The sequence below is a fragment of the Streptomyces sp. GbtcB7 genome (assembly GCF_019091445.1).
GTDB lineage: Bacteria > Actinomycetota > Actinomycetes > Streptomycetales > Streptomycetaceae > Streptomyces > Streptomyces mirabilis.
On sequence record NZ_JAGXJM010000006.1, the window covers coordinates 124,470 to 146,432 of the forward strand.

At 71.4% G+C, this 21,963-nt stretch carries 20 protein-coding genes; 9 read left to right on the top strand and 11 right to left on the bottom strand.

Annotation, left to right across the window (positions count from 1 at the left end):
* The first annotated feature begins 99 nt into the window (after window positions 1-99).
* Window positions 100-1,245: a methyltransferase gene (locus tag KVT44_RS12540; RefSeq protein ID WP_217567104.1), complete on the top strand. Its 1,146-nt coding sequence runs from the start codon at window positions 100-102 to the stop codon at window positions 1,243-1,245.
* Here the strand turns inward: KVT44_RS12540 and KVT44_RS12545 are convergent.
* On the bottom strand, window positions 1,235-2,008 hold the full coding sequence (locus KVT44_RS12545; protein WP_217567105.1) for an AraC family transcriptional regulator: 774 nt from the start codon (window positions 2,006-2,008) through the stop codon (window positions 1,235-1,237). The two genes, KVT44_RS12540 and KVT44_RS12545, sit on opposite strands and share 11 nt — an antisense overlap.
* Before the next feature lie 71 nt (window positions 2,009-2,079).
* Here KVT44_RS12545 and KVT44_RS12550 point away from each other — a divergent pair, with 71 nt between their 5' ends.
* Together KVT44_RS12550 and KVT44_RS12555 are read left to right on the top strand one after the other, a co-directional pair.
* Complete coding sequence (locus KVT44_RS12550) at window positions 2,080-2,913, top strand: phytanoyl-CoA dioxygenase family protein (protein WP_217567106.1); 834 nt, start codon at window positions 2,080-2,082, stop codon at window positions 2,911-2,913.
* On the top strand, window positions 2,910-3,191 hold the full coding sequence (locus KVT44_RS12555) for a hypothetical protein (RefSeq protein WP_190169330.1): 282 nt from the start codon (window positions 2,910-2,912) through the stop codon (window positions 3,189-3,191). Before KVT44_RS12550 ends, KVT44_RS12555 begins: the two co-directional genes overlap by 4 nt.
* Window positions 3,192-3,193: 2 nt before the next feature.
* On the opposite strand, the gene KVT44_RS12560 is transcribed toward KVT44_RS12555, so the two are convergent.
* On the bottom strand, window positions 3,194-4,045 hold the full coding sequence (locus KVT44_RS12560) for a class II fructose-bisphosphate aldolase (protein ID WP_217567107.1): 852 nt from the start codon (window positions 4,043-4,045) through the stop codon (window positions 3,194-3,196).
* 32 nt (window positions 4,046-4,077) lie between these two features.
* Window positions 4,078-4,968, bottom strand: a complete 891-nt coding sequence (locus tag KVT44_RS12565) for an SIS domain-containing protein (RefSeq protein ID WP_217567108.1) — start codon at window positions 4,966-4,968, stop codon at window positions 4,078-4,080.
* Window positions 4,969-5,124: 156 nt separating this feature from the next.
* On the opposite strand from KVT44_RS12565, the gene KVT44_RS12570 reads away from it, so the two are divergent.
* The gene (locus KVT44_RS12570) at window positions 5,125-5,904 is read left to right on the top strand and encodes a DeoR/GlpR family DNA-binding transcription regulator (protein ID WP_190169328.1); all 780 of its coding nucleotides are present in this window, start codon (window positions 5,125-5,127) and stop codon (window positions 5,902-5,904) included.
* A 34-nt stretch (window positions 5,905-5,938) separates the two neighbouring features.
* On the opposite strand, the gene KVT44_RS12575 is transcribed toward KVT44_RS12570, so the two are convergent.
* On the bottom strand, window positions 5,939-8,029 hold the full coding sequence (locus KVT44_RS12575) for a GH92 family glycosyl hydrolase (RefSeq protein ID WP_217567109.1): 2,091 nt from the start codon (window positions 8,027-8,029) through the stop codon (window positions 5,939-5,941).
* A gap of 285 nt (window positions 8,030-8,314) precedes the next feature.
* Between KVT44_RS12575 and KVT44_RS12580 the strand changes: the two genes are divergently transcribed.
* The 3 genes from KVT44_RS12580 to KVT44_RS12590 are packed head-to-tail and all read left to right on the top strand — an operon-like array spanning window position 8,315 to window position 10,826.
* Window positions 8,315-9,451: an ABC transporter ATP-binding protein gene (locus KVT44_RS12580; RefSeq protein ID WP_097283573.1), complete on the top strand. Its 1,137-nt coding sequence runs from the start codon at window positions 8,315-8,317 to the stop codon at window positions 9,449-9,451.
* Window positions 9,448-10,155 carry an ABC transporter permease gene (locus KVT44_RS12585; RefSeq protein WP_067373069.1) on the top strand — a complete coding sequence of 236 codons (708 nt, stop codon included), beginning with the start codon at window positions 9,448-9,450 and terminating at the stop codon, window positions 10,153-10,155. The genes KVT44_RS12580 and KVT44_RS12585 overlap by 4 nt, the downstream gene beginning before the upstream one ends.
* A complete protein-coding gene (locus tag KVT44_RS12590) occupies window positions 10,152-10,826 on the top strand; it encodes an ABC transporter permease (protein WP_075025595.1) in 675 nt (224 codons plus the stop codon). Before KVT44_RS12585 ends, KVT44_RS12590 begins: the two co-directional genes overlap by 4 nt.
* 52 nt (window positions 10,827-10,878) lie before the next feature.
* On the opposite strand, the gene KVT44_RS12595 is transcribed toward KVT44_RS12590, so the two are convergent.
* From KVT44_RS12595 to KVT44_RS12610, 4 genes are read right to left on the bottom strand one after another with little or no spacing between them, the layout of a single operon-like run.
* A complete protein-coding gene (locus tag KVT44_RS12595) occupies window positions 10,879-11,418 on the bottom strand; it encodes an ATP/GTP-binding protein (protein WP_229888894.1) in 540 nt (179 codons plus the stop codon).
* Window positions 11,419-11,440: 22 nt separating this feature from the next.
* Window positions 11,441-11,872 (bottom strand): DUF742 domain-containing protein, encoded by a 432-nt coding sequence (locus KVT44_RS12600; protein WP_060898551.1) that lies wholly within the window; start codon window positions 11,870-11,872, stop codon window positions 11,441-11,443.
* A 59-nt stretch (window positions 11,873-11,931) separates the two neighbouring features.
* Complete coding sequence (locus KVT44_RS12605; RefSeq protein WP_054228754.1) at window positions 11,932-12,405, bottom strand: roadblock/LC7 domain-containing protein; 474 nt, start codon at window positions 12,403-12,405, stop codon at window positions 11,932-11,934.
* Window positions 12,406-12,407: 2 nt separating this feature from the next.
* Window positions 12,408-15,272, bottom strand: coding sequence for an ATP-binding protein (locus KVT44_RS12610; RefSeq protein ID WP_308313980.1), 2,865 nt, complete (start codon window positions 15,270-15,272; stop codon window positions 12,408-12,410).
* A gap of 331 nt (window positions 15,273-15,603) precedes the next feature.
* Between KVT44_RS12610 and KVT44_RS12615 the strand changes: the two genes are divergently transcribed.
* Window positions 15,604-16,560, top strand: coding sequence for an ABC transporter substrate-binding protein (locus KVT44_RS12615; protein ID WP_190169326.1), 957 nt, complete (start codon window positions 15,604-15,606; stop codon window positions 16,558-16,560).
* A 164-nt stretch (window positions 16,561-16,724) separates the two neighbouring features.
* Complete coding sequence (locus tag KVT44_RS12620) at window positions 16,725-17,372, top strand: TetR/AcrR family transcriptional regulator (protein ID WP_190169325.1); 648 nt, start codon at window positions 16,725-16,727, stop codon at window positions 17,370-17,372.
* A 26-nt stretch (window positions 17,373-17,398) separates the two neighbouring features.
* On the opposite strand, the gene KVT44_RS12625 is transcribed toward KVT44_RS12620, so the two are convergent.
* From KVT44_RS12625 to KVT44_RS12635, 3 genes are all read right to left on the bottom strand, one after another.
* Complete coding sequence (locus KVT44_RS12625) at window positions 17,399-18,178, bottom strand: alpha/beta fold hydrolase (RefSeq protein WP_217567110.1); 780 nt, start codon at window positions 18,176-18,178, stop codon at window positions 17,399-17,401.
* A gap of 64 nt (window positions 18,179-18,242) precedes the next feature.
* Window positions 18,243-19,379: an alpha/beta hydrolase gene (locus tag KVT44_RS12630; protein ID WP_217567111.1), complete on the bottom strand. Its 1,137-nt coding sequence runs from the start codon at window positions 19,377-19,379 to the stop codon at window positions 18,243-18,245.
* Window positions 19,376-21,886 (bottom strand): thioester reductase domain-containing protein, encoded by a 2,511-nt coding sequence (locus KVT44_RS12635; protein ID WP_217567112.1) that lies wholly within the window; start codon window positions 21,884-21,886, stop codon window positions 19,376-19,378. The genes KVT44_RS12630 and KVT44_RS12635 overlap by 4 nt, the downstream gene beginning before the upstream one ends.
* Between the last annotated feature and the right edge of the window lie 77 nt (window positions 21,887-21,963).

Consider the following 21,963-nt stretch of genomic DNA (forward strand, 5'->3'; position numbering starts at 1 on the left):
TGCCACCATCCTCGCGCACCCCGCCCGTCCCGTGCCCGCATCCGATCAAGACCCGGGCCGCACCCGGCTGAGCTGCGGCTCGGCTAGCCTTGACCCACGATGAACGACCGGATGACCGCGCCCTGGGCCGAGTACGCGCTGGCCCGCTTCCCCGAGGACCCCCGCGACCAGCTCCGTGCCTGGGACGCCGCCGACACCTATCTGCTGCGGCACCTCGCGGACAGCGGAACCCCGCTGTCCGGGTCGGTCGTGGTGGTCGGCGACCGCTGGGGAGCGCTCGCCACGGCGCTGTCGGCGCACCGGCCGACGCAGATCACCGACTCCTTCCTCGCGCAGGAGGCGACCCGGGCGAACCTGGCCCGCAACGGGGTCGAGGCGACCGCGGTACGGCTGCTGACCACGCAGGACACGCCCCCCGACCGCATCGACGTCCTGCTCGTCCGGGTGCCGAAGAGCCTCGCCCTGCTGGAGGACCAGCTGCACCGGCTGGCGCCCGGCGTGCACGAGGGGACCGTCGTCGTGGGCACGGGCATGGTCAAGGACATCCACACCTCGACGCTGCACCTCTTCGAGCGGATCCTCGGCCCGACCCGGACCTCGCTGGCCGAGAAGAAGGCCCGGCTGATCTTCTGCACCCCGTACTCCGGGATCGCCCGCGCTGCCAACCCCTGGCCGTACAGCTACCGGCTGCCCGACGACATCGGACTGGTTTCCGGCCGTACCGTCGTCAACCACGCCGGTGTGTTCTGCGCCGACCGTCTCGACATCGGCACCCGCTTCCTCCTTCAGCACCTGCCGCGCAGCCGGGGCCCCGAGCGGATCGTGGACCTGGGCTGCGGCAACGGAGTCGTCGGTACGGCGATGGCGCTGGCCAACCCGGAGGCGGAGGTGCTGTTCGTGGACGAGTCGTACCAGGCGGTCGCCTCGGCCGAGGAGACGTACCGGGAGAACACCGACGGCGTGGGCGCGGAGTTCCGCGTGGGCGACGGACTCGCGGACGTCCCCGCCGGGAGCGTGGACCTCGTCCTGAACAATCCGCCCTTCCACTCGCACCAGGCGACGACGGACACCACGGCCTGGCGGATGTTCTCGGGGGCGCGGCGCGCGCTGCGGCCGGGCGGCGAACTGTGGGTCATCGGGAACCGCCATCTCGGCTACCACCTGAAGCTGCGCCGCCTCTTCGGCAACAGCGAACTCGTGGCGAGTGACGCGAAGTTCGTCGTCCTGAGGGCCGTCAAGAAGTAGTTCCGCGCAGTACGCGGGGCGAGGCGCCGAGTTCGCGGCGACACGCCTTGTTGAAGGCCTGCAGGTCGGGGATGCCGACGGAGGCGGCGACCGCCGGGATGGAGAGCGTCGTGGCGCGCAGCAGATGGTGGGCGCGCTGAAGTCTGCGGCGACGGACGTAGGCCACGACGGTGGTGCCGGTCTCGGCGCGGAAGAGCCGGGTGAGGTGGTTGTGGGAGATCCCGGCGGCGCGGGCGATCTCCGGGATGGTGAGCGGCGCCGCCAGCCGGGCCTCGATGTGGGCGATGGCCGTGCCGACCGCCGGGTGCGGGCCGCGGCTCGTGGCGGTGGGCGGGGTGAGCCGGGCGACGCGCCACAGCGCGGTCCAGATCTCGGCCCGGGTGTGCTCGGGCGCTCCGGGGGCCGCCGCGATCGCGTTCAGCAACAGGCTGGAGAGCATGGGGAATTCGGGCCCCGCGTCCTGCATCACGGGGACGGTGCGGGGCGGCCCGGCGGGGGCGATGCGCAGATGGGCGTAGAGGTGTTCGGAGCGGCCCTGGTAGCGGTAGCGGACCGTGGTGCCGGGTGGTACGAGGCTGACGCGGCCGGGGCGGATGGTGTGCGCGGTGCCGTCGACGGTCAGCTCGGCGTCGTACTGGTAGAGGTGCAGCTGCCACAGCTCCGGCAGCCGGAAGACGTCCGTGCGGCTCGCCACGCCGTGCACGCCGACGCCGATGTTGACGACGGCGGGCGGCTCGCCGAGGTGGACGTCCGTCTCCCGCATGGTGAAAAGCTACCAGCAGTGGTGAGCCGCGCCCACGCGCCGTCGGCGGCCCCGACCCTACGTTGAGCCGCATGACCAACACGTCGGACCACACCTCGAGCATCCCACTCCTGAGTTCGGTGCGGATGGCGCACTTCGTGGCCCACGGCTCGCTGCGGCTGGACGCCGTGGTGCCGCCGGAGATGAACGCCGAGGGCCTGGAGGTGCTGCGCGCGGGCGTGCCCGAGGTGCCCTACGGCAGCTCCGTGCCGGCCGCCTACCCGGTGGGTTCCTTCGTCCGCCGGCTGCTGGAACTCCCCGCCGTGGCCGGGACCCTGCGGAGCCTCGTCGGGCCCGGACCCACCGTCGACCACCACTACGTCCACATCCGCGAGCCGCACGAGGGGCGGGCGCAGCCGCTGCACGCCGACGCGATCATCGATGTGCGCACCGACGCCTTCGACGTGCAGCTGATGTACTACCCGCAGGACGTCACCCTCGACATGGGCGGCACGCTCAGCGTGCCGGGCAGCCATCTGCGGCGCACCAACGAGTCGGACACCGGGCGCTACCAGAATCTGCGCGGGCAGAGCCGGCTGGTCTGCCCGGCGGGCACCGTGGTGTTTCTGCACCATGGCCTGTGGCACGGCGGGCGGCGCAACGACAGCGACGTGGTCCGCCATATGTTCAAGATCCGCTTCAACCCGACCGTGCGGCAGCGGCGGCTGTGGGACACCTCGGACCTCGGCGACCCGCGGGTCGCCGAGGAACTCTCCACGACGTTCCCCTGGTACGAGCCCGCCACCGGCCGTCTCGAGATCTACCACCGGGTCCTGCTGTGGCGCGCGCTCACCGGAGACGACTCCTTCGACCTGGACCACTGGGTGACCCGGGTCTCCAACCACCCTCGGGAGGATGCCGTATGAGTGTCCGTCAGCAGGTTCTGGTGCTCTATCTGGCCACCTCCGCCCTGGACTCGGAGGTGGTGGGCTGGTCGGTCTACGACGGCACCGGCCGCACGTCCCCCACGACCGGGGACAGCGACGAGCCGCCGTACGCGTCGGGTGTGGACGCCTTGAGGGACGGCTGGCGGCTGTTCCAGGCGGCGCAGCTGATCCCGCCGTGTCCCGGGGGCGAGTACGACGTGTCGTTCCTCAAGCACGAGTTCTTCTTCGAGCAGCTGGTCGACGTCGGCGCCCCCTGAGGTCAGGCGCCCAGCACGCGGATCAGGCGCGCCACCGTCCCCGCCATCGCCTCCCGCCCCACACTGAGGTACTTGCGGGAGTCGACGGCTTCGGGGTGGGCGGCGAGGAACTCCCGGACGGCGCCGGTCATCGCGATGTTCAGGGCGGTCCCGACGTTGACCTTGGCGATGCCGCCCGCGACGGCCGCGGCCAGTTCGTCGTCCGGCACTCCGGAGGAGCCGTGCAGGACGAGCGGCACGCCGAGTGCCGCGGTCAGCCGCTTGAGGCGGTCGTGGTCGAGGGCGGCGGTGCGGGTGGTCATCGCGTGCGAGCTGCCGATCGCGACGGCCAGGGCGTCCACGCCGGAGTCGGCCACGAAGGCGCGGGCCTCGGCGGGGTCGGTGCGGGCGCCGGGCGCGTGCGCGTCGAGCGGCGGCTCACCGTTCTTGCCTCCCACCGCCCCCAACTCGGCCTCGATCCACAGGCCTTGGGCGTGCGCCCAGTCGGCGGCGGCCCGGGTGGCGGCGAGGTTCTCCTCGTACGGCAGCCGGGCCGCGTCGTACATCACCGAGCTGAACCCGGCGGCGGACGCCTGGCGGAGCAGGTCGTCGCTCTGGACGTGGTCGAGATGCAGCGCGACGGGCACCGAGGCGCGCTCGGCGGCCGCGGCGGCGGCGCGGGCCAGCGGCAGCAGCCGTCCGTAGCGGAACTTCACGGCGTTCTCGCTGACCTGGAGGACGACGGGGGCGGCCACGGACTCGGCGCCGGCGATGACGGCCTCGACATGCTCCAGGGTGATGATGTTGAACGCGGCGACGGCGGTCCGCGCCCCGGCCGCGGCGGTGACCAGGTCACCGGTGGCTGCGAGTGGCACAACTCCTCCTTCTGGGTGCGCGGCCCGAGGGCTCAGCGGGCCGACGGGGCGAGGACGACCGAGCGGGTGAGGTGGCGCGGGCGGTCGGGGTCGAGTCCGCGGGCCGCGGCGACGGCGACCGCGAGCCGCTGGGCGCGGACGAGTTCGGCGAGCGGGTCGAGTTCACCCGCCACCCACCGTCCCCCCGTGGCCCGTACCTGCTCGGCCAGCCCTTCGGGGGCCTCGCCGAGCATCCAGGTGGCCGTGCCGGCGGTGGTGACGCTGATGGGCCCGTGCCGGTACTCCATCGCCGGGTACGCCTCGGTCCAGGCCAGGGAGGCTTCACGCATCTTGAGCCCGGCCTCGTTGGCGAGCCCGACGGTCCAGCCGCGGCCGAGGAAGGTGAACTGCGCGCAGTCGACGAGCCCTTCGGGCAGCGGGGTCGCGAGCGCGGTGCGCGCGTCGGCGACGACGGCGTCGGTGTGCAGTCCGAGGTGGGCGCGGAACAGGGTGAGCGCGGTGGTCGCGAACCGGGTCTGCACCACGGAGCGTTCGTCCGCGAAGTCGAGTACGACGAGGTCGTCCGCGCGCTCGATCACGGGGGTCGCGGGGTCGGCGGTGATCGCGGTCGTCCGGGTACGTCCGCGCAGCCGCCCTAGGAGTTCGAGCACCTCGGTGGTGGTGCCGGAGCGGGTGAGGGCGACCACACGGTCGTAGGAGCGGCTCTCGGGGAACTCCGAGGCGGCGAAGGCGTCCGTCTCGCCCTGCCCGGACCCCTCACGCAGCGCGGCGGCGGCCTGCGCCATGAAGAAGGAGGTCCCGCAGCCCACGATCGCGACCCGCTCCCCCACTTCCGGCAGCGCGGCGTCGTGTGCCTTGGCCTGCTCGGCGGCGCGGATCCAGCACTCGGGCTGGCTGTTCAGCTCGTGCTCGACATGGGTCATGCCGTACCCCTCCCACTGACGCTGTCCATGCAAGATAGTGCAAGTTAAGGCTGACTTTCGAGCACAATCAAGCATGTCGACTGTGGAAATGCCAGGGAATGTGGTGTGCCGGGGGGTGCGCTAGGGTCGCGAAGGATCGAGGAACGGAGAGTGCGGATGTCGCGCGACGCCCGCTGGAAGGCCCTGCTGGAACTGCTCGTGGAGCGGGGCCGGCTGGAGGTCGAGCAGGCCGCGGCCGAGCTGGAGGTGTCACCCGCCACGATCCGGCGCGACTTCGACCAGCTCGCCGAGCAGCAGATGCTCGTGCGCACCCGGGGCGGCGCGGTCGTCCACGGCGTGTCGTACGAACTGCCGCTGCGCTACAAGACCGCCCGGCACGCCTCGGAGAAACAGCGCATCGCGAAGGCGGTGGCCGATCTCGTCGCGCCCGGCGAGGCGGTGGGCCTGACCGGCGGCACGACCACCACCGAGGTGGCCCGCGCACTGGCGGTACGCCCCGATCTCGCCTCGGGGTCGCCCGCGCTGACCGTGGTGACGAACGCGCTCAACATCGCGGGCGAACTGGCCGTCCGGCCCCAGTTCAAGATCGTGCTGACCGGCGGGGTGGCCCGCCCGCAGTCGTACGAGCTGGTCGGGCCGCTCGCGGACGGTGTGCTCAGCCAGATCACCATGGACGTCGCCGTGCTGGGCGTGGTCGCCTTCGACGTGACGCACGGGGCCGCCGCCCACGACGAAGCCGAGGCGGCGATCAACCGGCTGCTGTGCGAGCGCGCCGAGCGTGTGATCGTCGCCGCCGACTCCAGCAAACTGGGCCGGCGCGCCTTCGCCCGGATCTGCGCGGCCGAGTCGGTGGACACACTGGTCACCGACGCGGCGGTGGACGAGGAGACCGTGCGGCGGTTCACGGAGGCGGGGGTCGGGGTCGTCGCCGTCTGACGGCCCCGGCCGGACCGCTACCTCGACGAGGGACTCATGAGCCCTTCCGCTGCGGCGCGGTGACCGTGAGCGTGCGGATGTCGCGGCTGGTGGCGGAGGCGTCGGGCGCGACGAGCACCATCCTCGGTCCGCCCGGGCGGTGTACGACGATACTGGGGAAGGCCGGTTCGGCCAGGGCGAGTTGCCCGGTGCCGGCGGCTTGCGGGTACATGCCGAGGCTCGCCCACACGGCCCAGGAGGACATGGCGCCGAGGTCGTCGTTACCGACGAGGCCGTCGGGACGGTCGCTGAACAGGGTGGCCAGGGCGCGGCGGACGGTGTCGCGGGCGCGGTCGGGGCGGCCGGCGAAGTCGTACGCCCAGGGGGTGTCGAACGACGGCTCGTTGCCGAGGTAGGCGTAGGGCTGGGTGCCGCCCGCGTTGAGCTGGGTGAAGAAGGTGTCGAGGCGGGCGGTGACGGCGGCGTTCCCGCCCATCAGGGTGAAGAGGCCGGACAGGTCGTGCGGGACCATCCAGGTGTACTGGGCGCCGTTGCCCTCGACGTACTCGTTCTTCTGCGCGGGGGTGAAGGCCGGCCAGGTGCCGTCGGCCGCGCGCGGCTGGAGGTAGCCGGTGGCGGGGTTGAAGAGGTTGCGCCAGTTCCCGGAGGCCTTCAGCAGGGTGTCGTAGGCGGCGGTGTCCCCCAGACGGTGGGCGAGCTGGGCCAACGCGTAGTCGGAAACGGCGTATTCGAGAGTGGTGGCCGCCGAGCCCCACACTCCCTTGGTGCCGGCGGGGATGTAGCCGAGGGCGTCGTACTGTGCGTGTCCGGGCCGCTGGCGCTCGTTGTCGCGGCCCGCCATGGCGGCGCGCAGCAGGCCGCGGGCGTCGAAGTCGGTGGCGCCGAAGGCGTACACGGCGGAGGCGATGACGGGCAGCGGGTCGCCGACCATGACGCCGGTGCCGCCGTTGGCGAGGGTCCAGCGGTCGAAGTAGCCGGCCTGGAGGCCCTGGTTGAGGACGGACTGCGCGATGTCGGAGGCTTCGTGCGGGGCCAGCAGGGCGAGCAGCTGGACCTGGGAGCGGTAGACGTCCCAGCCGGAGAAGTTCGCGTACTGGACGTGTCCGGCGGCGGTGGTGTGGATGCGGCCGTCCATGCCGGGGTAGCGGCCGTCGGCGTCGCTGAAGGCGCTGGGGTGCAGGAGCGAGTGGTACAGGGCGGTGTAGAAGACCCGGCGCTGGGTGTCGGTGCCGCCGCCGACACTGATGCGGCCGAGCCAGTCGTTCCACTGGGCACGGGCGGCCCGCCGGATCTGGTCGTACGGGTTCGTGTGCTGCTCGGCGGCGATGTTGCCGCGGGCGCCGTCGACGCTGACGAAGGAGACGCCGACGCGGACGGTCACCGTGCGTACGTCGGGGCCGAAGGAGACCTGCGCGGCGCCCGGTCTGCCGTCGGGGTGGACGACGTGGGCGAAGGGGTGGTCGAACACGGCGTGGAAGTAGAGCCGGTAGCGGTTGGCGGACTTGCAGAAGCCGCCGCTGTCGGTGAACCCGGACAGGGTGTCGGTGCCGATGTCGACCGTTCCGGTCGCCGCGTTGAACGCCTTGCCCGCGTCGACACTCAGCGCGGCGGAGCGGTCGTCGGTGGCCGGGTAGGTGAAACGGGCGATGCCGGAGCGCTGGGTGGCGGTGAGTTCGCTGCCGATGCCGTTGTCGAAGGTGACCCGGTAGTTTCCGGGTGTCGCCCGCTCGTTGGCGTGCGAGAAGGTCGCCTGCCCGCTGGTGTCGCCGGCGAGCATCGGCATGAAGGGCACGTTGCCGTAGTCCCTGCAGCCGGCCCCGGAGATGTGGGTGAGGCTGAATCCTCTGATCCGGTTGTCCCCGTACGCGTACCCGCCGTGCTGGTAGGTCACCGTGTCCGGGCTCCACTGCACCCCGCCGAGGGGTGCGGTCGCGCCGGGGAAGGTGTTTCCGGCACCGCCGCCATGGCCGAAATCGGCCCCTCCGGGCGCGGTACCGACGAAGGGGTTCACGTACTGGGCCGGGTCGGTCACCGTGTCGTCCGCGGCGGCGGGTGCGGCCGGGGCGGACGACACGACGAGCACGGCGGCGCCGGCCAGCGCGGCCCGGCGGAAGGGGAATCGCAAGTGGGTCTCTCCGGGCTGTGGCGGCAGGGGCGACAGAGCATGAGGGCGACAGTCTCCCGGGGGATGTCGTCGTCTCCGCGCCGCCACGCCCGGAGATCACCCGCACGGCGGAGCGCCCGCTCTCACCCGACCGGCTCGTGCGACGCGGCGGGCTCCACCTGCGCACCCTCCACAACCGGCCACCCTGTGATGCCCGAACACACGCGCCAACTGGCTAGACTACGCACCCTCGTGCATGTGATCCGGTCACGTCCGATCACAGCCGTTCCCGAAGGGTTTCGACGCTTGATAGCCATCGAAGATGTCAGCAAGCGATATGCCGACGGCACGGTGGCCGTCGATCGCCTGTCCCTCCAGATACCGAACCACTCGATCACCGTGCTCGTCGGGCCTTCGGGGTGCGGCAAGACCACCACACTGCGGATGATCAACCGCATGATCGAGCCCAGCAGCGGCACGATCCGCGTCAACGGCGAGGACATCCTCCGCAAGCCGGTCAACGCTCTGCGCCAGTCCATGGGTTACGTCATCCAGAACGCGGGGCTCTTCCAGCACCGCACGATCCTCGACAACATCGCCACGGTGCCGCGGCTGCTCGGCTGGTCCAAGCAGCGCGCCCGCGCCCGCGCGGCGGAACTGATGGAACGGGTGGGCCTGGACCCGGCCATGGCCCGCCGCTACCCCTACCAGCTCTCCGGCGGCCAGCAGCAGCGCGTCGGTGTCGCCCGCGCGCTCGCCGCCGACCCGCCGATCCTGCTGATGGACGAGCCGTTCTCCGCCGTCGACCCTGTCGTCCGCCGGGGTCTGCAGGAGGAGTTGCTGCGCATCCAGGGCGAGCTGGGCAAGGCCATCGTGTTCGTCACCCACGACATGGACGAGGCCATCACGATCGGTGACCGCGTCGCCGTACTGCGCACTGGTGGCAAGCTCGCCCAGTTCGCCGCCCCCGACGAGCTGCTGTCGGCGCCCGCCGACGCGTTCGTGGAGGAGTTCCTCGGCGGCGACCGGGGCATCCGGGGGCTGTCGTTCCTGTCCACCCGCGACCTCGCACTCGACCGCTCCCGGGTCTTCCCGGTCGGCAGCGACTGGCAGCAGCTCGCCGGAAAGCCGGGCGGCACGGAGCCGGTCCTGGTCACCGACGCGGACGGAAAGCCGCTGGGCTGGGCCGACCTGACGGTGTGGGCCGGTGACGTCCAGGCGCTGGAGCCGCACGGGCAGGCCTTCGAGGTGGGCAAGGACTCGCTGCGGGTCGCGCTGGACCGGGCGGTGCTCTCGCCCACCGGTCAGGCGGTCGCCGTGGACGGGGCGGGACGCGTGCTGGGGCTCGCCGGGCAGGAGACGGTCGCCGCCGCGATCCGCGCGGCCAGGCAGCGCCGCGCCGCGGACTCCGAGGGCGTCTCCACGGTGAAGGCCTCGCGATGAACGGCTTCTTCGACATCCCGAGCGACCTGCAGAGCAGCTATCTCGGCCTGATCTCCACACACATGCAGGAGGCGCTGGTCCCGGTTCTCGTCGGCCTCCTGCTGGCGCTGCCGATCGGCCTGTTGTGCGTCCGCGTCAACTGGATCTATCCGCCGGTCCTCTGGATCACCACGGTGCTGTACGCGATCCCGTCGATCGCCTTCTTCGTGGTGCTCATCGACTACACCGGCCTCAGCAAAACCACCGTGATGATCCCGCTGACCCTCTACAGTCTGGTGGTTCTCGTCCCGGCGGTCGTCGACGGCGTCCGCTCGGTCCCCGAGGAGACGAACGCCGCCGCCGCGGCGATGGGCATCGGTTCGCTGCGACGCTACCTCCAGGTCCAACTGCCCATCGCCGTACCCGCGATCATGGCCGGACTGCGCGTGGCGACCGCCTCCAGCATCAGTCTGGTCAGCGTCGGCTCGCTGATCGGCAACCAGGGGGCGCTCGGCAACCTGCTCACCACCGCGATGCTCTACCACCGCCCTCTCCTCGCCGTGAACTCGGTGGTCACCACCGCCGTTCTCGCGGTGCTGGTCGACGCCGTGCTCGTCCTGCTGCGCCGCGTGCTCACCCCCTGGCAGCCGGCCTCCGGCCGCAAGGCCGCACGCCGTACGTCCACGATCGCGGGCGCCGCCCGCACTCCGGAGAGCGTCTCGTGAACGTACTCAACTTCATCCAGTCCTTCTTCTCCGACGGCTCCCACTGGCACGGGTACGACGGGATCCCGCAGCGCGTGTGGGAACACCTCCAGTACACCGCCGGGGCGCTCGCGATCGCCGCGGCCGTCGGCCTGCCCATCGGCCTGGTCACCGGACACACCGGACGCGGCGGCAACGCGCTGGCCTTCGTGTCGGCGGGTGCCCGGGCGCTGCCCACCTTCGGGCTGCTGGTGCTGATGTTCGTCTGGCTCGGCCTCGGCATCGTGCCCGTGATGATCCCGCTCGTGGTGCTGGCGGTCCCGCCGATCCTCATCACCACCTACGAGGCGATCCGCACCCTGGATCCCTCCCCCGTCGACGCCGCCCGCGGAATGGGCATGCCGGAGGGGAAGGTCCTGTTCCAGGTCGAGGTGCCGGCGGCGCTGCCGCTGATCCTCAGCGGTCTGCGTTCGGCGGCGATCCAGATCGTGTCCACGGCGACCATCGCGGCCTATGTGAGCCTCGGCGGGGTCGGCCGTTACATCCTGGACGGCCTCTACCAGCGCAACTACGAGAAGGTGGTGGGCGGCGCCGCCCTCACCGCGATCCTGGCGCTGCTCGTGCTGGTGCTGTTCTGGGCCATTGCCCGGGTGGCGGTGTCCCCGGGGGTGCGCAGGCGCCGTACGGCCTGAGGAAAAGGGAAGAGGGGGACGAGCCGCAAGGCCCGTCCCCCTCTTCTCTCGTTCACTGCTGCGCGGTCGCCAGGGCGTGTTCGAGGACGACGAGGAGCGCGTCCCGTACGGACCCGCGCTCGCGGGCGTCGAACACGGTGAGCGGCACGTGGTCGCCGACGTCGAGGGCCCACCGTACGTCGTTCAGATCGTGTTCGACCTTGCCGTCGAAGGCGTTGACGGCCACCGCGAAGGGGATCTCGCGGTGCTCGAAGTAGTCGACGGCCGCGTAGCAGTCGTCGAGCCGGCGGGTGTCGACGATGACGAGCCCGCCCAGGGCGCCCTCGACCAGGTCGTCCCACATGAACCCGAAGCGCTCCTGGCCGGGGGTGCCGAACAGGTAGAGCTTCAGGGTCGGGTCGAGCGTGACACAGCCGAAGTCCATGGCGACGGTGGTCGTCATCTTCTCCGGGGTGTGGGAGAGGTCGTCGATGCCCGCGGCGACCGAGGTGATGGACGCCTCGGTGGTGAGCGGCTCGATTTCGGAGATGGCACCCACGGTGGTGGTCTTGCCCACGCCGAAGCCGCCCGCGATCACCATCTTCACCGGCATCGGCGGCCGGGGACCCTCGGTGTCAGCGCTCACGGATCGCGCCTCGGGAGTCGGGGATAGCTCGGAGACCATCGATAACCCTTCGCAATACGGTGGCGTCGCGGGCGGATTCGGCCTGCGGTGCGTACAAGGCCAGTTGACCGTCGGCGCGCAGATCGTCGGCGAGCACCCTGATCACATTCAAATGCATCCGCAGTTTCGCCGCGATCTCCGCCAGCGACTGCGGCTGGCGGCAGACCGTGATGATGTCGCGATGCTGGTCGAAGACGAACGCGTCCAGCGTGGCCAGACCGAGATCCGTCGCGACGACCTGCGTCTCGATCGGAATCGTCGGCACCAGACTGTCACCGCCGGCGATCCGCCCCGCGGTCAGCAGGAATGGCCTGACGATCGACGGGGGGTGCTCCGCTCCCCATGCGTCGTCGTCGGCGGCTGATGGCTCGCCGGCCGTCATCTCGTCCTCACCCTTCACCTCGCGGGTCGTCCCGGCCTTCGTGACGCCCCCGCCGACCGTCAACCGGTCGGCGCGATCCCCACGGTGTTCTTGAGCTCCATGACCAGTTGCGGGCTCAGAGCGGCACCGGCGCGGTTGGCGAAGAGGGTCATCTCGTACGCGATGTTCCCGAGCTTCGCCTCCTTGGAGGCGACCACGCCGAGCACCGCGCCCGCGCCCAGCGCGGACACCAGGACGTGCCCTTCCTCCAGGTCGATGATGACCTTGTTGAGCCCACCGAGGCCGTAGTTGCCGGACGCGCCCATGGCGAGGCTGGTGATCCCGGAGACGATGGCCGCGAGCCTCTCCGAGTCCGCCTTGCCGCGCAGTTGGGACACCGCGATCAACAGACCGTCGGAGGACACCCCGATCACGTCGACGACGCCGGCGGTCTCGGTGGCGAAACGATTGAGCAGCCAATTGAAGTCGGCAGCGGCGGCCTTCACGTCCGTCGCCTGTTCCACGGCCGCGGACTCCGGTCCACCTGTCCACATGGTCACTTGCTCATGCCTTCCGGGAATGAGGGTCTGTTGTTCTCTGTGCTGGAATCGCCAGAGGTGTCGGGACGGCCCCCTGAACGGGCCGACCCGAAGCCGGTACCGCGAGCCTCTGTCGCGCTCTCGCGCTCGGCCCGCAGAACGGCTTCCTCGAACTCGTCGATCTCGGATCGTGCCGCTTCCGCGTCGGCGGTCTGCCAGGCGGGCGGCCGTGGGTTGGTGATGGTCTGTTTGGGCAACCGGGTCGAGGCGGTGGTGGCCTGCAGGGTCGCGCCGCGCACGCGCCGCCTGAGCGGACTGGTGCCGCCCTCGCCCGGTCGCGCCGGGGCGCTGCCGGGTGCCGACGGGGCCGTACCGGAGCCGCGTGCGGTGCTCGCACCGCGGGGCGGCTGGCCGAGCCCGCTGCCCGTGCCGGTGTTCGGGCCGCGCGGCGGCTGCCCCGCCGCACTCCCCGGGCCGGTGCTCGCGCCGCGTGACCGCTGCACGAGCCCGCTGTCCATGCCGCTGCCCGCGGCGCGTGAGGGCCGGCCCTGTCCGCCCTCCATGCCGGTGCCACGCTGGTGGCCCGGGCCGCCGACCGCGTCCTGAGGCGTGCCGCGTCCCGCTGTCTCGCGCTCCGCGGGCTGCGCCGCCCCCGGAGTCGTGGTGCCCGGTGTGCCGCCCGGCCGGGGCCGGGATGCGCCGTAGCCGCCCGAGGCGCCCTCGCCCATCGGTTCCTGACGGCCCGTGTGGCCGTCCGCTCCCCGGCCGCGCGCGGGGATCCTGCGCGGCAGCGACGAGGGGCCGGGTTCCGGGTCGACCGCCGCGGGGCGCGGTTCGGTCCCGCCGGGGCGGCGTGGCGGCGGCAGGATGTGCGGGGCCCTGGTCGCGGCCCCCGTGGGGTCGGCGAGCAGCAGATGGGAGCCGGGCACCGCGACGGTGACGGTGACGCCGCCGCCCGGGGTGCGGGTCAGGACGACCTCGATGCCCCAGCGCCGGGACAGACCGCCGACCACGAAGAGGCCGAGGACCTCGGTCGGGGCCAGGTCGAGCCGTTCGCGGCGGATCAGGCGGGCGTTCTCCTCCTCCAGCCGCTCGGCGCTCATCCCGAGCCCGTGGTCGATGATCTCGATCAGGGCGCCGCCGCCGGAGCCGTGCCGGGGCCGCAGGACGACTTCGACGCTGCTGGACGCCGGGGAGAACGTCACCGCGTTCTCCAGCAGTTCGGCGAGCATCAGCGTGAGGTCGCCGACGATGTCGGGGGCGACGGTGACATCGCCCTCGGCGTGCGGGGTGACCCGCTGGTAGCCCTCGATCTGGCCGAGCGCGGCGCGGACGATGTTGCTGAGCCGCATGGGCCCGGTGTTGAGGCCCGTCTCGCGGATGCCGGCGAGCAGCATCAGGCTGTCGGCGTTGCGCTGGAGACGTACCGCGATGTGGTCGATGCGGTAGAGCCGGTCCAGTACCTCCGGGTCGGTCTCGCCGCGCTCCACCGAGTCGATCAGCGCGAGCTGACGAGCGGTCAGGTTGCTGACGCGGTGGCCGACGTTGCCGAACATCTCGGCGATGTTGCGGCGGCTGATGACCTGGCGCTCCAGCAGGGCGGTCGCGGTGACCTGCACCTGGTTGAAGGCTTCGGCGAGTTCGCCGAGTTCGTCGCGGACCGGCACGGGTACGGCCTCGAGGCGCGGCGGGCTCGCGTCGTCGGCGTCGTCGTCGGCGACCCGGGCGAGCTCGGTCTCGGCCGCGTCGGCCACGTGCTGGGCCGCCTCGGTGAGGCTCCGCACGGTCCGCACCACGGAGCGGCGGACCAGTACGGAGAACAGGATCCAGGCCGCGAAGGCGGCGAGGTTGGCGGCCACCAGCCACAGCACCTGCCACCAGGCGTCGCTGGACGCCTTCTGGGTGTCGGCGGCGATCTGGTGGATGAGCGACTCGGTGATCTTCAGCCGGTTCTCCGCCTGACGCTGGTACGTCGGGTCGGCGGCCAGGGCGTCGTCGAGCGCGGTGCGCAGCTGCGAGGCGTTCTCCGCGACCAGACCGCTGGGGTCGACCTGCAGCGCGGCGTAGTGCTGGGCGACGACGCTCTGGTACGGGCTGTGCTCGATCGCGGCGAGTTCGGCGCCCTGTTCCTGGCTGGCGAACCGGGTGAACCGCTCGGCCTGGTAGGTGTACTGCTCGTAGTCGCCGACGGCTCCGGTGTACTCGATGAGCGCGTTGGGGTCCCGGGTGCGGGCCGCGAACACACTGGTCTCGAAGGAGGCGTGGGCGGTGTCGGCGCGCAGCAGCGCGTCCAGCAGATTGCCCGCGGACTCCGAGGACTCGCCGCCCGACTGACCGAGCCCGAGGCCGTTGATGAGGCCCTCGATGACCGATCCGTACGCCGGGTCGATGTTGTCGGCGGGGATCGGGCCCTCTTCGATGGTCTTGCGGAGGCTGTCCAGGCCCTCCAGCTCCTTGAGCGCCTGGGCCTCGGCGTCGGGCAGCCGGTCCCCGTAGGTGGACCGCACGGCCTCCGCCTGGGCGGTGACCTTCTGCTGCGCCTGGAGGAAGGCGGAGGTGCCCGGCGCCTTCTCGCCGGAGCGGGCGGCCTCGTAGCGCAGGGAGACGAGGAGTGCCTGGCGGTGCTCGGTCTGCACGCCGTCGATGAGCTTGGTGACCTGCGCGCTGTCCCGCACGAGTTGGGCGGTGGAGGCGGCGGAACGGGCCGAGTCGATCTCGGCGTAGGTGATGTAGGCCATCATCGCCGAAACGACGGCGAGCGGGACAATCACCAGGACGTTGAGTTTCCTGCGGAAAGGCCAACGGTCGAGGAGGGAAGGCGTCCGGCCTATTCGGGGAGCCGTGGTCTGCGGCCCCCGGGCGGCTTTCCTGTGCGCGGGCACCAAACCTCCTTGACTTCATTCCCAATTGGAAGCCCGCAGCCCGGGCTGCGTGGACTGGGTCATGCCAGCACGCTCGGGCCGAGCAAGTGGAACCAGGTCCCCCGACTCGGCCAACATTAGCGGCTGCCGCAAGAGTACGGCCATGATCAACCAAAAAGTGACATGGCGATACGTCGGATTCGCGCCCGTTTCGGTCAGGTTGCGCCCACGCGGCGAAGCCGTGTGGTCTCCATCGGTGATCTATTCGTGTCTTGACGGTGCGTTACTGGGCTCGATTGGATCGTCATCACGCCATGCCTTCCGGCCGCCGACCGCTCATGCACAAGTCTGGATGACCAACGTGACCCACGCCAGAAGCACCAGAACGACCGCAACGTACGCTGTATCCCTGCTGGTTGTGGCCGCGGCCGCCCTCACGGGCTGCGGTTCCTCCGACAACTCCGACAGCAAGGACCCGCTGAAGGGCGACACCGCCAAGGGCGGCACGGTCGTGGTCGGCTCGAACAACTTCCCCGAGAGCATCCTGCTCGCCGACATCTACGGCGAGGCCCTGAAGGCCAAGGGCATCAAGGTCAGTTACAAGTTGAACATCGGCAGCCGCGAGACCACCTACGGTCTGATCAAGAACGGCACGATCACCGTCCTGCCCGAGTACAACGGCGCGCTGCTGGCCTATCTGAACGCCAAGGCGGCCCCGACCACGGTCGAGGACACCAGCAAGGCCATCACGGCCGCGCTCGATTCCAAGCTGACCCTGCTCGAGCCCTCCAAGGCGGAGGACAAGGACGCGATCGCGGTCAACGAGGCGACCGCCAAGAAGTACAAGCTCACGACCTCGTCGACGATCGCCGACCTCTCCGCCTCGGCCAAGGACGTGGTCATCGGGGGATCGCCGGAGTTCCAGACGCGCAAGCAGGGATTGGTGGGCCTCAAGTCCGAATACGGCCTTGAATTCAAGTCGTTCAAGGCGCTGGACGCGGGTGGGCCGTTGACCGTGGCCGCCCTCAAGGGCAACAACATTCAGGCCGCAGATATTTTCACGACCGACCCCGGAATCACCAAGAACAAGTTCGTGGTCCTTCAAGACCCGAAGAATCTCTTCGGTTTTGAGAACGTGACGCCGCTGGCCTACAAGAGCGGTCTCTCCGCCGCCGGAGTTTCCGCGCTCAACGCCGTATCGGCGAAGCTCGACACGGACACCCTGGTCAAGCTCAACGCCCAGGTGCAGAACGACAACAAGGACCCGCTGGACGTGGCCAAGAGCTGGCTGTCGACCGCCGGGCTGTAGTTCCGACGGAGGTGCGCAGGCCGGAGCGGGGGTCCGCCGCTCCGGCCTTTGCCGTACCGCGAGGTCTGCGAGGCGCGACGGTTCGCCCGTCCGTCGCGAGATCGCCGACGCCCGCCGACTGATCTCCTCATCAGTTCTGAAGAGGCCGCGGCTAGGATGAGCGCATGCCCGATCAAGCCGCCGCCCAGCCCGCCAACCGCTTCGAACGCAGGCGCGCCCGGACCCGCCATGCCCTGATCGCCGCCGCCCAGGGGATCCTGGCCGAGCAGGGCACGAGCGAGGTCAGCATCCAGCAGATCGCCGAGCGTGCCGACGTCGGGTTCGGCTCCTTCTACAACCACTTCCAGACGAAGGCGGAGCTCTTCGAGGCGGCGGTCGTCGACGCGCTGGAGGAGTACGGCAAGCTGATCGACTCGATCACCGGCGACCTGGACGACCCCGCCGAGGTGTTCGCGGTGAGCGTCCGGCTGACCTTCCGGCTCGCCGACACCCACCCGGAACTCGCCCGAGTCCTGCGCTACGGCGGCCTCCCCTACATCCACGCCGACTTCGGCCTGGGCCCCCGCGCCCTGCGGGACATCGAGAGGGGCAACGCCTCCGGCCGCTTCCAGGTGGACAGTCCCCTCGTCGCCCTCAGCGCCGTCGGCGGCTCCCTCCTCGGGCTGCTCCAGCTGAAGTCGTCCGCCAGGTCCGAGCAGTCGGGCCCCGGCGCCGACGAGGAGATGGCCGAACTCATCCTGCGCATGCTGGGCCTGCCCCCCGAGGAGGCCCACGAGGTCGCCCGGCGCCCACTGCCGATCGCGACGACCTAGGGCAACCTCGTGGGCTCGCGGGCGCCTCAGGGGCGCTCGGTCAGGAACCGGTCGATGGTCGAGGTGAGTTCCTCGGGCTTCTCCACCGGGAGTTCGTGGCCGGCGTCCAGGATGCGCACCTCCGCGTCCGGGTACGCCTTCGCCATCCGCAGCATCTGGGAGACGGGCAGCTGGATGTCGTAGTAGCCGTGGATCATGAGGGTGGGGACACGGATCTCCCCGACCCGGTCGAGGACGTCGAAGGACCGCATCGCGCCGTAGCAGGTCATGACCACCTCCCGCGGTGTGGCCGCGGAGGTCCGGATGTACTCCTTGATCTCCTCGCGCGGGTACCCGGGGGCGAAGGCCCGCTGGATGTTGGCGGCGACGAACAGCTTGAACGGCACCCGCGTGGACACCGCCATCAGCAGGCCCCTCCCCCGGCTGTACGCCATCCGGCTGATCGAGTTCACCAGGACCATGCGCTCGACCCGGTCCGGGTGGCCCAGCGCCAGGGTCTGCGCGATCATCCCGCCCATCGAGTGACCGACGGGGACGAACCGTTCGACCTTCAGGTGATCGAGGACGGCGAGGACGTCCCCGGCCAGCTCCCCGATGCTCCGCCGTCCCGACCCCTCGCTCTCGCCGTGGCCGCGCAGATCGACACGTATGACCCGCCGCGTGGAGGAGAAGTGCGCCAACTGGTGGTCCCAGCGGTGCCGGTTGGCGGTCCAGCCGTGGATGAACACCAGGGGCGCGCCCGCACCGTCACGGGGGCCCTCGTCGTCGTACGTCAGTCTGGCGCCGTCGACTTCGAGCTGCGGCATGGGTGGCCTCCTGCGGTGCGGTCCGGTTACTGACGGGTACGGTAACCGGCCGCCCGGGCCGCCGTCACCGTCGTTCGCCGAGGAATTCGAGGATGTGCCCGAACACGTCGAGGGCCGCGCCCCGGCCGAGGAACGTGTCCAGGTGGCCGTAGCCGGGAATCTCGGTGTACGCGACGTCCAGCTGTGGCTGTCTGCGGGCCAGTACGTCATGACAGAGCCTCTGGGAGTCGAGCCACAGGCCGTTCTCGCTGCCGGCGAGCAGCAGGACGGGGGTGTCGATACGGGCCGCCGCGTCCAGCGCGTTCTGCGGCAGCGCCCGGTAGCGGTGGTCGCCGTCGTGCCAGCGCACCACGGTGCGGGCCAGCTCGATGCGGCGCAGATGGGGCAGGATCCAGAGCGGGGCGGGGCCCAGCAGCTCGGCGAGCCGGTGGTGGGTGGCCTCGGACAGGTGCTCGTGCACGAACAGCGAGGCGCCCGTCCCCCACGCCGAGTTGTGCAGGATCTGGCAGGTCGGATCCGGGCAGCTCGCCCCGCGCGAGGCGAGGGCGAACAGGGGGGTGTACCTCGACCACAGGCCGGCCTTGCGGATGTCGACCGGTATGTGATCGATGCGGGACCTGAGCAGCTCCCCCGCCAGCGACATGCGCAGCGAGGTGCGGCCCGCGAGCTTCGGCGTCAGGAACACGCCCTGGGACACCACGCCCGCGAGGCCCGGGACCAGCCCGGCCGTCATGCTGAGCGACAGCGTGAGGGAGCCGACGCAGTGGGCGACCACGAACAGCGGCCGGTCGCCGATGCGGCCGCGGATGTGGGAGACGGCGGCGGGGATGTCGTACAGGGCGACGTCGTCGTACGTGTACTTCTGGCCGGTCTCGTTGTACGGCAGCCGGCAGCTGCCCCGCCAGTCGAGCAGCCAGGGCTCGTAGCCGTCGTCGAGCAGGACGTCGACCAGGTTGCGGGTCTCGGGCAGCAGGAACATGTCGGCGGACGCGGTGTGCCCGTGCAGGAGCAGCACGGCGGGGCGGTCCGTGTCGCCGCTGTCCACGCGGGTCAGGCCGAGGCGTACGCCGTCGCCCGCCCGGAAGGGGATCTCCTCGACCCGCGCCGGGTCGAGGCGGTGGTGGAGGGGGCCCAGGGTCGTGGTGCTCCTGACCTTGCGGAGCGTCGGCCTGGTGCGGGAGTCGGTGCTCCGGAGGATCATCGGTGGTGCTCCGAGGGGGTCGTGGTGCGGCGCAGGTCGAGGAGGTCGGCGGCGGCCCGGGCGAAGGGGCCGAGCAGACCGCGGCCCATCTCCAGGCCGAACCAGGCGAGCCAGGTCAGCTTGGCGGCCCGCTTCTCCTGGCTGGTCAGGCGCGGGTCGACCTTGATGCCGTCGACCTGGTCGCGCAGATAGGTGTCGGCGGGCACGACGAGCTCGCCCGCCAGGGCCGCCGGTGCGCCCTCGCGGCCGATCTCTACGGTGAGCGCCCGGGTCTGGCGCCACACGTCACGACGGGCCCGGGCGTACTTGTGGCCCTCCAGCCACCAGCCGCCGCCTTCCGCGTCACGCAACGCCAGCCGGTAGCTGAGGAGTCGGTGGCGCATACCGTGTCGCTGCGGGATGCCCTCCTCGGGCCGGATCCAGACGTCGCCGTGCTCGACGACCAGCGGTTCGGGATGCACCGCCGCGCACGTCAACTCGCCGGTGACATCGACCCGGCGCTCCTTCACCAGCTGGTACATGCTCGCGAGGGAGAGGGTGAGCGCCATCGAGCAGGGAGTGTCGGCGGGGGCTCCGACCGGGCCGACACCGCCCTCGGTCGTCTCGGAGAACCACAGGTAGGGCTGGTCGTCCTTGTGCGGCAGCCGGGCCAACCCGTCCTGGGCGAGCCGCTCGAACGTCCTCAGCTGGGCCTGGGCGTCGTAGCGGGCGGCGGGCCGCAACCCGAGTGCCTCGACGAGCGCGGCGGTGCGCTCGGCGGTGGCCGCCGGACCCTTCAGGGTCGCCTCGCACAGTCTGAGCGCGGTGGGGCTCCGCAACACCCTGGTGAGGAAGCCCAGTTCGGGCACCGGCTCGGCTTCCAGCCGGGCCAGGGCGTGGGTCCGCCACTCGTCCCAGTCCTGTACGCGTACGTGCATCCCGCCGAGCGCCATGTCCCGTACGACGTCGTCGAGGGTGTTGGGTACGCCGGTCAGGTGGTAGTCGTAGCCCCACGCGTCGGGTTCGCAGACGACGCCGACCGCGACCCGGCTCACCCAGTCCACCGGGGCCGCGTTCAGGTGGTTGAAGGCGGGGACCGTGCGGAAGCGGCCGAAGGCCGAGAGGAGACCGCTGCTGAGGTCCTGCGGGTTGTAGGCGCCGGTCCTGGTGTGGCCGCCGATGCCGCCGGGACGCAGGGCCGTGACGATCAGGCCGTGGTCGCGGGCCCGTCGCAGGGCGACCTCCGCCGCCCACTTCGTCTGGTCGTAGCCCGCGACGAGGCGGTCGACGTGGGCGAGCGGGTCGTCCTCGCCCATCGCGGTGATGCCGACCTCGTTGAAGACCGCGATGGAGGAGATGTGGTGCAGCGGCTTCGGCCGGCCGGTCGCCGCGAGCTCGGCGAGGGTCAGCGAGCCGATGACGTTGCTCTGCCGCAGCGACTGGTAGCCGCGCAGGAAGTCCACGGCCGCCGCCACGCCGACGACGCTGTCCAGCTCGTGGGTGAGCGTGGTCCACAGTTCGTCCGACAGGCCCAGGTGCGGGCGCCGGATGTCGCCGGGGAGCACGGTCACCCGGCGGCGGACCTCCGACGACCAGGGCAGCTCGTACCTCTTGAGCGCCTCACCGAGCCGCCCTAGGGCCGCCTCCTCGTCGGCTGCGCGGACCAGGCAGTAGACGTGGGCGTCGCTGTGCCGCAGCAGGTCGAGGAGCATATGGCTGCCGAGGAAGCCGGTGGCGCCGGTCAGCAGGATCCGACGGGGCGGCAGCGGCTCGGGGTCGCCGGTCCAGGGCAGCCGGTCGGCGAGCGCCAGGTCGGCCAGGATCTGGTCGAGGTCCTCGGTCCGGGCCGTGGCGTGCGGGGCCGGGGTGACGGCCACCGCGGGGGCGGTGCGGGGGGCCGGGACGGGGAGGATGCCGGGTGCGGGCGCCGGACGGGTGCCCGCGGCGGACGACGGAAGCGGACTTGCCACCGTGACCGAGGTCGAGGTCCCCTCGGACGTGGCTGTACCTGCCGTGTCCGGGGCCCGAGTCGTCCCGGGCGTCGGCGTTTTCGATGCGGCCGGGGCCGAGAGGGCGGCCGGGGCGCCCGCGGTCGACAGCCGGCGCTGGGCCAGGCTGGTCGGGCGGGCGTCGGCGAAGACGTCGTCGAGGGCGATCTCCATGCCCAGCTCGTCCTCCAGCGCAGCGACGAGTTCCACGGCGCCCACCGAGGTGCCCCCGGCGTCGAAGAAGTCGACGCCGGGCGACAGGTGCCCCTCGGGCAGATGGCGGCCCGCCACGGCGGCGATGGCTGCCGCCAGAGCCTCCACGTCCGGAACCGCCGCCGCCGGACCCTCCACGTCCAGGACCACGTCCGGAACCGCTGCCCCCGCAACGCCCCCGTCGGAACCGGTCGGCACGGGCGCCGCGGCCGTCCTCACCTTCGCCAGCAGGGCGTCCACGCTCAGCCCGCCACCACCCCGCTCGATCGCCTCGGCCGTCGCCCGCTGTCCGGCGTACGCCGACGCGTCCTCGTTCACCTCACGCATGAGAGCCCTTCACCCCGTGACTTGTCCTTTCGCGCACTGCCACCACTGCCACCGCTTTCACCCGTCGACGCCGCCGG